The organism is Halorhodospira halophila SL1, assembly GCF_000015585.1.
In the GTDB taxonomy this organism is placed as follows: Bacteria; Pseudomonadota; Gammaproteobacteria; order Nitrococcales; family Halorhodospiraceae; genus Halorhodospira; species Halorhodospira halophila.
In genome coordinates, this window is sequence record NC_008789.1 from 2,630,287 (window position 1) to 2,642,124 (window position 11,838).

General features: G+C 69.9%; 13 protein-coding genes and 1 tRNA gene. 5 read left to right on the top strand and 9 right to left on the bottom strand.

Annotated features, from left to right (window positions below):
- Window positions 1-51 precede the first annotated feature (51 nt).
- Window positions 52-1,413 (top strand): sodium-dependent transporter, encoded by a 1,362-nt coding sequence (locus HHAL_RS12095; protein WP_011815179.1) that lies wholly within the window; start codon window positions 52-54, stop codon window positions 1,411-1,413.
- 74 nt (window positions 1,414-1,487) lie between these two features.
- Here HHAL_RS12095 and HHAL_RS12100 read toward each other — a convergent pair whose 3' ends face one another.
- Together HHAL_RS12100 and gorA are read right to left on the bottom strand one after the other, a co-directional pair.
- Window positions 1,488-2,018 (bottom strand): gamma carbonic anhydrase family protein, encoded by a 531-nt coding sequence (locus HHAL_RS12100; protein ID WP_011815180.1) that lies wholly within the window; start codon window positions 2,016-2,018, stop codon window positions 1,488-1,490.
- Window positions 2,019-2,034: 16 nt separating this feature from the next.
- Window positions 2,035-3,396, bottom strand: coding sequence for a glutathione-disulfide reductase (gene gorA, locus HHAL_RS12105; RefSeq protein WP_011815181.1), 1,362 nt, complete (start codon window positions 3,394-3,396; stop codon window positions 2,035-2,037).
- A gap of 111 nt (window positions 3,397-3,507) precedes the next feature.
- Here gorA and HHAL_RS12110 point away from each other — a divergent pair, with 111 nt between their 5' ends.
- Window positions 3,508-5,565: a M3 family metallopeptidase gene (locus tag HHAL_RS12110; protein ID WP_011815182.1), complete on the top strand. Its 2,058-nt coding sequence runs from the start codon at window positions 3,508-3,510 to the stop codon at window positions 5,563-5,565.
- 22 nt (window positions 5,566-5,587) lie between these two features.
- Here HHAL_RS12110 and trmB read toward each other — a convergent pair whose 3' ends face one another.
- The 3 genes from trmB to thiS are packed head-to-tail and all read right to left on the bottom strand — an operon-like array spanning window position 5,588 to window position 7,308.
- Entirely contained in the window at window positions 5,588-6,283 is a 696-nt protein-coding gene (gene trmB / locus HHAL_RS12115; RefSeq protein WP_011815183.1) for a tRNA (guanosine(46)-N7)-methyltransferase TrmB, read from the bottom strand.
- Window positions 6,280-7,068: a thiazole synthase gene (locus HHAL_RS12120; RefSeq protein WP_011815184.1), complete on the bottom strand. Its 789-nt coding sequence runs from the start codon at window positions 7,066-7,068 to the stop codon at window positions 6,280-6,282. The genes trmB and HHAL_RS12120 overlap by 4 nt, the downstream gene beginning before the upstream one ends.
- 36 nt (window positions 7,069-7,104) lie before the next feature.
- Window positions 7,105-7,308, bottom strand: coding sequence for a sulfur carrier protein ThiS (gene thiS / locus HHAL_RS12125; RefSeq protein ID WP_041595720.1), 204 nt, complete (start codon window positions 7,306-7,308; stop codon window positions 7,105-7,107).
- Between the two features lie 104 nt (window positions 7,309-7,412).
- On the opposite strand from thiS, the gene HHAL_RS12130 reads away from it, so the two are divergent.
- Window positions 7,413-7,486, top strand: a tRNA-Gly gene (locus tag HHAL_RS12130).
- A gap of 42 nt (window positions 7,487-7,528) precedes the next feature.
- Here HHAL_RS12130 and HHAL_RS12135 read toward each other — a convergent pair.
- Both HHAL_RS12135 and HHAL_RS12140 read right to left on the bottom strand, forming a co-directional pair.
- Window positions 7,529-7,987: an RrF2 family transcriptional regulator gene (locus HHAL_RS12135; RefSeq protein WP_011815186.1), complete on the bottom strand. Its 459-nt coding sequence runs from the start codon at window positions 7,985-7,987 to the stop codon at window positions 7,529-7,531.
- Between the two features lie 55 nt (window positions 7,988-8,042).
- On the bottom strand, window positions 8,043-8,429 hold the full coding sequence (locus HHAL_RS12140) for a SirB2 family protein (RefSeq protein ID WP_011815187.1): 387 nt from the start codon (window positions 8,427-8,429) through the stop codon (window positions 8,043-8,045).
- 294 nt (window positions 8,430-8,723) lie between these two features.
- On the opposite strand from HHAL_RS12140, the gene HHAL_RS12810 reads away from it, so the two are divergent.
- Window positions 8,724-9,386 carry a TorF family putative porin gene (locus tag HHAL_RS12810; RefSeq protein WP_011815188.1) on the top strand — a complete coding sequence of 221 codons (663 nt, stop codon included), beginning with the start codon at window positions 8,724-8,726 and terminating at the stop codon, window positions 9,384-9,386.
- A 32-nt stretch (window positions 9,387-9,418) separates the two neighbouring features.
- On the opposite strand, the gene HHAL_RS12150 is transcribed toward HHAL_RS12810, so the two are convergent.
- Together HHAL_RS12150 and ubiK are read right to left on the bottom strand one after the other, a co-directional pair.
- Window positions 9,419-10,930, bottom strand: coding sequence for a YifB family Mg chelatase-like AAA ATPase (locus HHAL_RS12150; protein WP_011815189.1), 1,512 nt, complete (start codon window positions 10,928-10,930; stop codon window positions 9,419-9,421).
- A gap of 68 nt (window positions 10,931-10,998) precedes the next feature.
- Window positions 10,999-11,274 (bottom strand): ubiquinone biosynthesis accessory factor UbiK, encoded by a 276-nt coding sequence (gene ubiK / locus HHAL_RS12155; protein ID WP_011815190.1) that lies wholly within the window; start codon window positions 11,272-11,274, stop codon window positions 10,999-11,001.
- Window positions 11,275-11,498: 224 nt separating this feature from the next.
- On the opposite strand from ubiK, the gene HHAL_RS12160 reads away from it, so the two are divergent.
- The gene (locus HHAL_RS12160) at window positions 11,499-11,837 is read left to right on the top strand and encodes a P-II family nitrogen regulator (protein WP_011815191.1); all 339 of its coding nucleotides are present in this window, start codon (window positions 11,499-11,501) and stop codon (window positions 11,835-11,837) included.
- Window position 11,838: the final 1 nt, after the last annotated feature.

Sequence of the window (11,838 nt, forward strand, 5' to 3'; positions counted from 1 at the left end):
CCGCGGAACTGTATTACGCTCCCGCGTCAAGTTCCGACGGGGAGCACGGCCATGAAGGATTTGCGGCAGTCGATCCACGGAGAGTGGGGATCGCGATGGGCCTTCATCCTGGCGGCGACGGGGTCCGCCGTGGGCCTGGGCAACATCTGGCGCTTCCCCTACGTCGTCGGTGAGTACGGCGGGGGCGCCTTCATCCTGATCTACCTGGCTTGCATCCTCGCCATCGGCATTCCGGTGATGATGGCCGAGATCCTCATCGGCCGCCGCGGCCGCCAGAGCCCGATCAACACCATGCGGGCGCTGCCCGCCGAGTTCGGCGCCGGGCGCTGGTGGCAGATCCTCGGCTGGCTGGGGGTGATCGCCGGCTTCCTGGTGCTCTCGTTCTACTCGGTGGTGGCCGGCTGGTCGCTGGCCTACGTCCCGTACACCGCCGCCGGCACCTTCACCGGCACGGAGACCAGCCAGGTCGAGGCGATCTTCAACGACCTGCTGGCCAGCCCGTGGCAGATGCTCTTCTGGCATACCGTGTTCATGGGGGCCACCGCCTTCATCGTCCTGCGCGGGGTGCAGAACGGGCTGGAGCGCGCCGTGCGCCTGCTCATGCCGATCCTCTTCCTGCTCCTGCTGGTGATGGTCGGCTACGGCATGGGTGCCGGGGCGTTCGTCGAGGCGATGGACTTCATGTTCTCGCCGGACTTCAGCGCCATCGGCGGCGATGCAGTGCTGGTCGCCATGGGCCAGGCCTTCTTCACCCTGAGCCTGGGTCTGGGGGCAATCATGGCCTACGGCTCGTACCTGTCGAAGCGCTCCTCGATCCCCGGCAACAGCGGACTGATCGCCGGCGCCGACACGGTCATCGCCCTGCTCGCTGGCCTGGCCATCTTCCCCATCGTGCTGGCCGCCGGGCTCGATCCGGACAGCGGGCCAGGGCTGGTCTTCGTGACCCTCTCCTACGGCTTCGGGCAGATGCCGCTGGGGGCACTGTTCGGCACGCTGTTCTTCCTGCTGCTCTCCTTCGCGGCGCTGACCTCGGCGATCTCCATCATGGAGCCGGCCACCGCTTACCTGGTGGAGACCCGCGGCTGGAAGCGGCCCAAGGCGGCCGCGGCCGTCGCCGCCGCGGCGTGGCTGGTGGGCATCGGCTCGCTGCTGGCCTTCAACGTGTGGGCCGGCTTCACCATCGCCGGGCTGAACTTCCAGGAGCTGGCCGAGTACCTCTCCACCAGCGTCATGCTACCCCTAGGCGGCCTGCTGATGGCCCTGTTTGCCGGCTGGGTGCTGCCGCGCAGCGTGACCACCGAGGAGCTGGCGCTGCCCGATTGGGTCTACCGGGGCTGGCTGGTGCTGGTGCGCTTCGTCGTGCCGGCGGCCATCCTGGTGGTCTTCGCCAACAGCCTCGGGCTGCTCGGCTGACCAGCCGCGAGCCGGGACCGCCGCGGCGGTCCCGGCTCGCACCGCCGGAGTCGCTGGACCGACACCGCGGTGGCCTAGGCGCTGCCGCGGTGTCGCTCTTTCAGGCCCACGTAGTGGTTGGCGGAGTAGCGCAGGTGCTCGCGCTCCTGATCAGTAAGCTCGCGCACCGGCTTGGCGGGGTTGCCCAGGTAGAGGTAGCCGCCCTCCAGCTCCTTGCCCGGCGGCACTAGGGCGCCGGCGCCAATGATGCTCTCTGGGCCGACCACGGCGCCGTCGAGGATCACCGAACCGATCCCCACCAGGCAGTGGTCCCCGACCCGACAGGCGTGGATCACGGCCTTGTGGCCGACGGTGACCTCGGCGCCGATCAGCGCCGGGAACCCCCCCGGGCTATAGGGGCCGTCGTGGGCGACGTGGACCACCGCGCCGTCCTGGATATTGGTCCGTGCCCCGACCTCGATGCGGTGAACGTCCCCCCGCAGCACGGCGGTAGGCCAGACCGAGACCTCCTCGTGCAGGCTCACATCGCCGATGACCAGGGCCGTGGCGTCGACCCAGGCGCCGGGCCCCAACTGCGGGCGAATGCCTCCGAATTCGCGGATCATGTCGGCTCCCTTGCGCTCACAGGGTGACCAGTTCTTCGGCGCTGGTGGGGTGGATGGCCACTGTGTTGTCGAAATCGGCCTTGGTGGCCCCCATGCGCACCGCCACGGCGAAACCCTGGAGCATCTCGTCGGCGGCCTCGCCGAAGATGTGCACGCCGACCACCCGCTCCTCGGCACCCACGGTCACCAGCTTCATGGCCGTGCGCCGCTTCACCGCCTGCGGGGCCAGGGCGTAGTTCATGGGGAAGAACCGCGTCTGATAGCAGGTGACCTGATCGGCGCCGTAGGCGGCCTCGGCCTCCGGCTCGGTCATGCCCACGGTGCCCAGCGGCGGGTGGGTGAAGACCACGGAGGGGATGTCCCGGTACGCCAGCCGGCTGTCGCTCTGGCCGGCGAAGAGCCGGTCGGCCAGCCGGCGTCCGGCGGCGATGGCCACGGGGGTCAGCGGGAAGTCGTTGCCGGTGACGTCCCCCACGGCGAGCACCGAGTCGACCTCGGTGCGCTGGTAGTCGTCCACCGGAATGGTGCCATCCGCCCGCGGGGTGATGCCGGCCCGCTCAAGACCCAGGTCCGCGGTGGCGGCATCCCGGCCGATGGCCCAGATGACGGTATCCACGTCCTCGATCCGTTGACCGTCTTCGGCCAGCAGCGTGAGCCGCCCATCGGCCTGGCGCTCGCAGGCGGCGGGGACGAAGTGGGTGCGCAGGTCGAACCCGTCCACTTCCAGGCTCTCGGCCAGCGACTCCCGTAGCAGCGGATCGAAGCCACGCAGGGGACCGTCCCGGCGCACGGTCAGGGTGGTCTCGGTGCCCAGGTGGTGGAGCACGCCGGCCAGTTCCACGGCGATGTAACCGGCCCCCACCACCACGGCCCGACGCGGCTGCTCGTGGAGCTGGAAGAAGCCGTCGGAGTCGATGCCGTAATCGGCGCCGGGGATGTCCGGCCGGCTCGGCCGCCCGCCCGGGGCGAGGAGTATATAGCGGCCGCGCAGGGGCTGGCCATCCACCGCCACGGTATGGGCGTCACGGAGCTCTCCGGTGCCCCGGTAGAGATCGATGCCGGCGCGCTCGACGTTGCTGGCGTAGATGCCGTTGAGCCGCTCGACGTAGGCGTCCCGGGCCCGGCACAGCCCCCCCCAGTCGAACTCCGGAGCCTGCTCGAGGCTGAAGCCGAAGTCGGCAGCGCGCTCCAGCGCCGCCGCCGTCTCGCTGGCGTACCACATCACCTTCTTGGGCACGCAGCCGACGTTGACGCAGGTGCCCCCCAGGCGATCGCGCTCGACCATGGCCACGCGAGCACCGTGGGCCGCGGCGCGTCGTGCCGTCGCCATGCCGCCGCTACCGCCACCGATGACGATCAGATCGTACTCGTCCGTCATGGACCCTCCTCGACAAGCAGCTTCGGGCGAACGGATCGCCCCGGCTCGGGTACAGGGATCGTTCGCCGCACGCGTGCTAGAGTGTAACGCGTCCGCTCCAAAGGTGGTGATATGTCGGAAAACCCGCTGCTTAGCGATCACCTGCTACCGCCGTTTTCGAGCATCCAGGCCGAGCACGTCGAGCCGGCCGTCGACTCTCTGATCGAGACCAGTCGCCAGGCCCTCGAGACGGCCCTGGCCGCCGGCCCACCCTACACCTGGGACAACCTGATGCGGCCCCTTGAGGACGCCGACGACCGGCTGGCCCGGGCCTGGGCACCGATCTCGCACCTGCACGCCGTGGCGGATTCGCCGGCCCTGCGTCAGGCCTACAACGCGGCACTGCCGGCGCTTAGCGCGCACTACGCCGAACAGGCCCAGGACCCACGCCTCTTCCAGGCGGTGCAGGACCTGGCCGAGCGGGCCGCCGCCCTCGGGCTCGACGCCGCGCAGCGCAAGGTGATCACCGACACCCTGCGCGATCTCGAACTCGCCGGAGTGGGGCTGGAGGAGCCGGCCCGCAGCCGCTTCCGGGCCAATGCCCAGCGTCTGGCCGAACTGGGCGCCCGATTCCAGGAAAACGTGCTCGATGCCACCCAGGCGTGGCACCTGGATGTCGACGAAGCAGCACTTGCCGGGCTACCCGATTCGGCCCGCTCCATGGCGCGCCAGGCCGCGGCCGAGGCCGGCGCCGGGGGTTACCGGCTGACCCTGCAGATGCCCAGCGTGCTGGCGGTGCTGCAGCACGCCGAGGATCGCGAGCTGCGCCGCGAGGTCTACACCGCCCACGCCACTCGCGCCTCGGACGCCGGCCCCCACGCCGGGCAGTACGACAACACCCCGGTCATGGAGGAGATCCTGCGCCTGCGCGCGGAGCAGGCCGAGCTGCTCGGCTACCGGAGTTACGCCGATCAGGCGCTGGCACGGCGCATGGCCGACTCCCCGGAGGAGGTGCACGGCTTCCTCACCGATCTGGCCGAGCGGGCCCGTCCCCGCGCACAGGCCGAGTTCGACGAGCTGCAGCGCTTCGCGTTCGAGCGTGACGGCATCGACCATCTGGAGGTCTGGGACGTCGCCTACTACAGCGAGCGGCTGCGCGAGGAGCGCTTCCAGCTCTCCGACGAGACGCTGCGACCGTACTTCCCGGCCGAACACGTGGTCGAGGGGCTGTTCACCATCGCCGAGCGACTGTTCGGGGCCCGGTTCCGCCTGCGCAACGACGTCGACACCTGGCACCCGGACGTGCGCTACTACGAGCTGCTGGACACCGACGGCAGCCCGCGCGGCGGCCTCTACGCCGATCTCTACGCGCGCACCGGCAAACGCAGCGGCGCCTGGATGGGCGAGTGTTGCAGTCGCCGCCAGCGCGAGCACGACATCCAGCCGCCGGTGGCCTTCCTCACCTGCAACTTTACGCCCACCGCCGAGGGCGAGCCCGCCCTGCTCACTCACGACGAGGTGGTCACCCTCTTCCATGAGTTCGGCCACACCCTGCACCACCTGCTCACCCGGCAGGACTGGCGTCCGGTGGCGGGCATCCATGGGGTGGAGTGGGACGCCGTCGAGTTACCCAGCCAGCTGCTCGAGAACTGGTGCTGGGAGCGCGAGGGGCTGGACCTGATGGCCGCCCACTACCAGACCGGCGAGCCGCTCCCCCGGGAGCTGTTTGAGCGGCTACGGGCGTCCCGCGACTTCCAGGTTGGCCTGCACATGCTCCGCCAGCTGGAGTTCTCGCTGTTCGATCTGGAACTCCACCAGCGCAAAGACGCGCCGGAGGCGGCCAGCATCCTGAGCACCCTCGAGGATGTCCGCCGCCGCGTGGCGGTGGTCCATCCGCCGGCCTGGCAGCGCTTCCCGCACAGCTTCGCGCACATCTTCGCCGGCGGCTACGCCGCGGGCTACTACAGCTACAAGTGGGCGGAGGTGCTCTCGGCCGACGCCTTCGAGCGGTTCCGCGAGGAGGGCCTGCTGGAGCGCAGCGTGGGCCAGTCGCTGGCCGAGAACATCCTGGAGATGGGCGGCGCCGCCCCGGCACGGGAGCTGTTCCAGGGGTTCCGCGGCCGTTCGCCGAGCATCGAGCCGCTGCTGCGCCAGAGCGGGCTCAGCGAAGATCCCCCGACGCGCGGCTAGCCAGCCCGCCGAGGCGGGCCGGCTAGCCGGCGGTGTCCGGCCGCAGACGGTAGATCAGATCGTGGACCTGGTGCCCCTTGCGCAGGCCGCGGCGCTCGAACTTGGTCTGCGGGCGCGGCGGCGGAGGCGGCACGAAGGCGCGCGGACCACAGGTGTTCTCGAAGCGCGCGTCGGCCTCCAGCGTGTCGAGCATCCACTCGGCGTAGTCCGCCCAGTCGGTGGCCAGGTGCAGCGCCCCCCCGGGCACCAATCGCTCGGCGAGGAGGTCGAGGAAGGCGGGCTGGATGATCCGCCGCTTGTGGTGGCGCTTCTTCGGCCAGGGATCCGGAAAGAAGATCTGCACGGTCTCCAGGCTGGGCCCGGGCAGGTGGTGGCGCACCAGCTCGACGGCATCCACCGTCGCCACGCGGAGGTTGTCGAGCCCGGCCTGCTCGGCGCAGAGCAGGCAGTGCCCCACCCCCGGCCGGTGGACCTCGACCCCCAGGTAATCGCGCTCCGGGTCGGCGGCAGCCATCTCCACCAGGGCCTCGCCGTCGCCAAAGCCGATATCCAGCACCCGCGGCGCGGCACGACCGAACAGGCCGTCGAGGTCGATCACCCCGCGCTCGGGGACATCGACCCCGAATTGCGGCCAGAGCCCCTCCAGGGCCCGCTGCTGGCCCTGGGTCAGGCGCCCCTCGCGGCGGACGAATGTGCGGGTCTGTCGCGGCTGGCTCACTCGAAGAAGGTCCCTTCCTCGGGCGACGACGCCGCGGCGTAGCGCTTCTTGGGGATGCGACCGGCACGGTACGCCTCGCGCCCGGCCTCGACGCCCTTGCGCATGGCCGAGGCCATGAGCACCGGATCCCGCGCACCGGCGATGGCCGTATTGAGCAACACGGCGTCACAGCCGAGCTCCATGGCCACGGCCACGTCGGAGGCGGTCCCCACCCCGGCGTCCACCAGGACCGGGACCTCCAGGCGGTCGACGATCTCCAGGATGTTGTAGCGGTTCTGGATCCCGAGCCCCGAACCGATGGGGGCGGCCAGCGGCATCACGGCCACGCAGCCGATCTCTTCGAGCCGTTTGGCGGTGATGGGGTCGTCGCTGGTATAGGCCATGACCTCGAAGCCCTCGGCCACCAGCTGCTCGGCGGCCTCCAGGGTCCCGGGCACATCCGGGTAGAGGGTGCGCTCGTCGCCGATGACCTCGAGCTTGACCAGGTTGTGGCCGTCAAGCAGCTCGCGGCCCAACCGGCAGGTGCGCACCGCATCCTTGACCGTATAGCAGCCGGCGGTATTGGGCAGGATGGTGTAGCGATCCGGCGGTACGGCGTCGAGCAGGTTCGGCTCGTCGGGATTCTGGCCGATGTTGCTGCGACGCAGGGCGATGGTGACGATCTCTGCACCGCTCGCCTCGATGGCCGCGCGGGTCTGCTCCATATCACGGTACTTGCCGGTACCGACCAGCAGACGCGAGTGGTACTCACGCCCGGCGATGACCAGGGGATCGCGATCCGCCATCTTTCTCTTGGACTCCGTGCTGTTTCGGGACTCGGGTCAGCCGCCGCCGATGGCCTGGATGACCTCCACGCGATCGCCATCGGCCAGTTGGTGGTCGCCGAGCTGACTGCGGGGGACGATGGTCTCGTTGACCTCCACCGCCAGGCGCTGCTCTTCGCTGACACCGAGCCGCTGCAGGACGTCGGCACAGCTCGCCCCGGCCGGCAGGGTCATGCCCTCGCCGTTGACCTGAACCTGTATGCTGGTTGCCATACTACTCATCTCAGATAGTGTAACGCGGCGTGCGGCACTGCGGCACCGGTTGTCCTCGGCGGCTTACAGCGCTATGATTTCGACTGTCCGCAGCGGGTGTAGCTCAATGGTAGAGCTCCAGCTTCCCACGCTGGCGATGTGGGTTCGATTCCCATCACCCGCTCCAGACCCTTCCTTGCTCTTCGACTCGACGACCCCCGGGCTGCGTTCAGCCGGTCTCCGCCGCGCGCCGGTCGATCAGATTGAGGTCCACGGCCAGGGCGCCGCGGTTGTGCAGCAGATCGGCCAGCGTGTAGCGATCGAGTACCGCCAGGAAGGCGTGCAGGGCCTCGTCCAGGACGGCACGGACGGCGCAGGTGCCCTCGATCCGACAGCGCTGGTCCTCCTCCCGGAAACACTCCACCAGGGTGAAGTCTTCCTCGGTGCGCCGGAGCAGTTCGCCCAGTGGGATCGTCTCCGGCGGCTGGGCCAGCCGAATCCCCCCGCGCTTGCCGCGCACGGTCTCCACGAAGCCGTGGGCGGCCAGGCGGTTGACCACCTTCATCAGGTGGTTGCGCGAGATCTCGAAGCGCTCGGCAATGGCCCCGATGGTGACCAGCTCGCCCTGTGCAGCCCCCAGGAAGAGCAGGACCCGCAGGGCGTAGTCGCTGTGGCGGGTTAGACGCATGATCCGGCTCCGTTGGCTGCCCCGGACACTATAGCAGTGCCCGGGGCCTTCCGGATCAGCCCAGGCCGACGATCAGCAGCGGTTCGCGGGTGACGCTGTAGAGGTACAGGTAACCGATCACCACGATGCCGCCGACAAAGGCGGCCATGCGGATCGGCCGGGGACGGCTCCGCCCCAGGGCCACCACCCCGAGGGCGATGTAGGCGATCAGGCCGAGGAGCTTGACGGTGAGCCAGCCGTCGACGAACGGGTACTGGGCGATCATCACCATCAGCACCACCGCTGTGAGCAGCAGCACGGTGTCGGCGACCCGCGGCGCCACGCGCAGGACCTTGTGATCCAGGGCCGCAGAACCGCGGAACATCAGGATCCCCCGGGCGATGAACAGACCGAGACTGGCCACGGCGGCCAGCACGTGCGTCGACAGCAGCACCTGGTGCATTCCTACCCCCTCGCATCGTCCGCATCAGAAAGCGGCTATTCTTCCTGCCGGTCGGGGCCGCCTGCAACCACGCCGGGCCCACGCACCGGGGTGGTGCGGCCACCGTGCCGGACTGGTGCAGGGCGGCCGCCGAGCATCCCCACAGCGCCTTCGCTACGCCGTAACCCCCTGACTCTTGGGGACCACCCCTCGCTGGCACGCATCATGCTTAAGGGTTCCGTGAGCGCGCCATACGCCGAGACCGGCGGTGGCCGCCCCGACCCACGGACCCAGAACTAGACAAGGTGCCCGATCATGAAGAAGCCTCTCCCGTTCCTCGCCGCCGCCGGCGGCCTGCTCCTCGGCCTCTCCGCCAACGCCCAGGCCGAAGAGCTCGGCGCCGGGTGGAGCCTGTCGTCCAACGTGGCGATCACCTCCAACTATCTTCTCCGCGGTGGGTCCGAAAGCGACGAGGATCCCGCCATCCAGGGCGGTTTCGATCTCGACCACGCTAGCGGGTTCTACATCGGGACTTGGGGTAGCAGTGTCGTCCTCGGGGAGGACGCAACGGAAATCGACTTTTATGCCGGGTATGCCTTTGAGTTCGCCCCTGGCCTCAGCCTGGATCTTGGCGCCGTGGCTTATACCTATTACCCAGCGGGGGACTCGGACGACGAGGAACTCTACGCCGGGATCGCTTCGTCATTCGGCGAACTAGACTACGATTTCTACCTCTACTCCAATAGCGAGCCCGACATCACCGGCGAGTTAAATCTGGCTCACCCCATCGGGGCCGGTGTATCGGCTTTGGGTCAGCTGGGCTTCGTGGAGCCCGATGACGACAATGGCGATTACATCTACTACGCCGTGGGGGCCAGCTACACCTATCAGACCCTGGACTTCAGTGTGATGTGGACAGATACGGATGAATCTGGGAGTGACGACCAGTTCGCAGTAATGGTTTCACGGTCCTTCTAACCTGAGCCGGGGGCGCCGCCGGCGCCCCCCTTTCACCCCACCCCGCCCCGCTGCTCGAGCCCCCGGCGCAACCCCACCGCCTCGGCCACGTAGCGGGCGTCGATGGCATCCATGCCTTCCAGATCGGCGATCGTCCGCGCCACCCGCAGCAGGCGGTGGTGCCCCCGCGGCGAGAGGCCGATGACCTCGGTGGCCCGCTCCAGGGTCGCCTCGGCCTCCGGCTCGAGGGGGCAGGCCGCGTGCAGGACCTCCCCGCTGAGCTCGGCGGCGATCCGCCCGGAGCGCTCCCGCCGCCGCTCCCGGGCCCGGGCCACCCGTTCGGCCACCTGCTCGGTGGCCTCAGCCGCCGGCGCGGCGGTCAGCTCCCGGGCGCTGAGCCGCGGCACCTCGACGGCGATATCGAAGCGATCGAGCAGCGGCCCGGTGATCCGGTCGCGGTAGCGCGCCACCTGATCCGGGGTGCAGCGGCACTCGCCGCGGGGGTCGCCGTGGTAGCCGCAGGGACAGGGGTTCATGGCCGCCACCAGCTGGAAGGCCGCCGGGTAGGTGACCCGGGCGTTGCTGCGGGCGATGCTCACCCGCCGCGCCTGCAGGGGCTCACGCAGCGCCTCCAGGGCGTTGCGGGGCAGTTCGGGGAACTCGTCGAGGAAGAGCACGCCGCGGTGGGCCAGGGAGACCTCGCCGGGGCGGGGCGGCTGCCCGCCACCGATCAGCGCCGCCGGGGAGATGCTGTGGTGGGGGGCCCGGAAGGCCGGGATCCGCCAGCTGGCCGGATCCACCCCCTCGCCACTGACCGAGCGCACCGCCGCCGCCTCCAGGGCCTCGTCTTCCGGGAGCGGCGGCAACAGCCCGGGCAGGCGTTCGGCGAGCATGCTCTTGCCGGTACCGGGCGGGCCGCTGAGCAGCAGGTTGTGCCCCCCCGCGGCGGCGACCTCCAGCGCCCGGCGCGGGCCGGCCTGGCCGCGGACGTCGGCGAGATCGGGGCCTGGAGAGCGTTCCTGCGCCCCGGTCGGCGACCCCACCGGGGGCAGGGGCTCGCGGCCGTCCAGGTGGTCCAGCACCGCCAGCAGGCGCTGCGCGGCCACCGTGCCCCCGGGGTGAACCAATGCCGCCTCGGCGGCGTCGCCGCCCGGGATGATCAGCCGCCGGCCGGCCTCGCGGGCGGCCCGTGCCGCCGGGAGGATGGCGCCCACTTCGCGGAGCTGGCCGCCCAGGGCCAGCTCGCCGATGAACTCCAGCGATTCGAGTTCGCCGTGGGCCTGACCCGACGCCGCCAGCACGCCGACCGCGATGGCCAGATCGAAGCGTCCGCCGCCCTTGGGCAGATCCGCCGGGGCCAGGTTGACCGTGACGCGGCCGACGGGAAACTCCAGGCCGCTGTTGATGATGGCGCTGCGGACCCGGTCCCGGGCCTCGCGCACCTCGGCCTGGGGCAGGCCGACCAGTGAGAACGCAGGCAGCCCCGGCGCCAGGTGGACCTCCACCTGGACCTCGGGGGCCGCCACACCGAGCGCCGCCCGCGCCCGGGTAACCGCCAGTGCCATGGGAACCCTCCCTGGTTCATGGGCACAGAGGACGACCTACGCGGCGAGCCCGCAGGCCCGCCTGCGGATCAGCTCCCGCTACCGCCGGCGCCGCCCGAGCCACCCTGGTCCTTTTCCAGCTCGGCGACGCGGCGGTTGAGCTCCTCGAGCTGGGCCCGAGTCCGCGCCAGGACCTTGGCCTGGGCATCGAACTCCTCGCGGGTCACCAGATCGAGCCGCGAGAAGCCCGACTGCAGCGAGGCGCGCACGTTCTTCTCCACCTCGTCGTGGAACTCGCGCACGCCGGCCGGCAGGCTCGCCGTGAGCTTCTGCGCCAGTTCGTCGATGGTTTTCTGATCGATCATCGCCTTTCCAACCCTGTGGTCACGCACCGAATCCGTGCGGTTGCCCTGTCGCCGCCCCCGTTTGGTGCAGAGGCCGCCCGCGCCACCAGCCTATCCCCCCGGCACGACGCGGTTTCGCGGCCGATCCGAGGGCCTGGCACGCCTCCTGCAAGGTCCTTCTCGACCGCAGCCGCATCAGCACGCCGCTGCGGCTCCGGCCAACGCGTACAACGAGGACGACGCTCATGAAATTGGTAACGGCAATCATCAAGCCTTTCAAGCTCGATGACGTCCGCGAGGCCCTCTCCGCTATCGGCGTCCAAGGTATCACGGTCACCGAGGTGAAGGGTTTCGGACGGCAGAAGGGACACACCGAGCTCTACCGCGGTGCCGAGTACGTGGTCGACTTCCTGCCCAAGATGAAGCTGGAGGTCGCCATTGACGACAGTCTAGTGGACCGCGCCTGTGACGCCATCCGCCAGGCCGCCAACAGCGGCAAGATCGGCGACGGCAAGATCTTCGTCTTCGACGTCGAGCAGGCCATCCGCATCCGCACCGGCGACACCGGTTCGGACGCACTGTAAC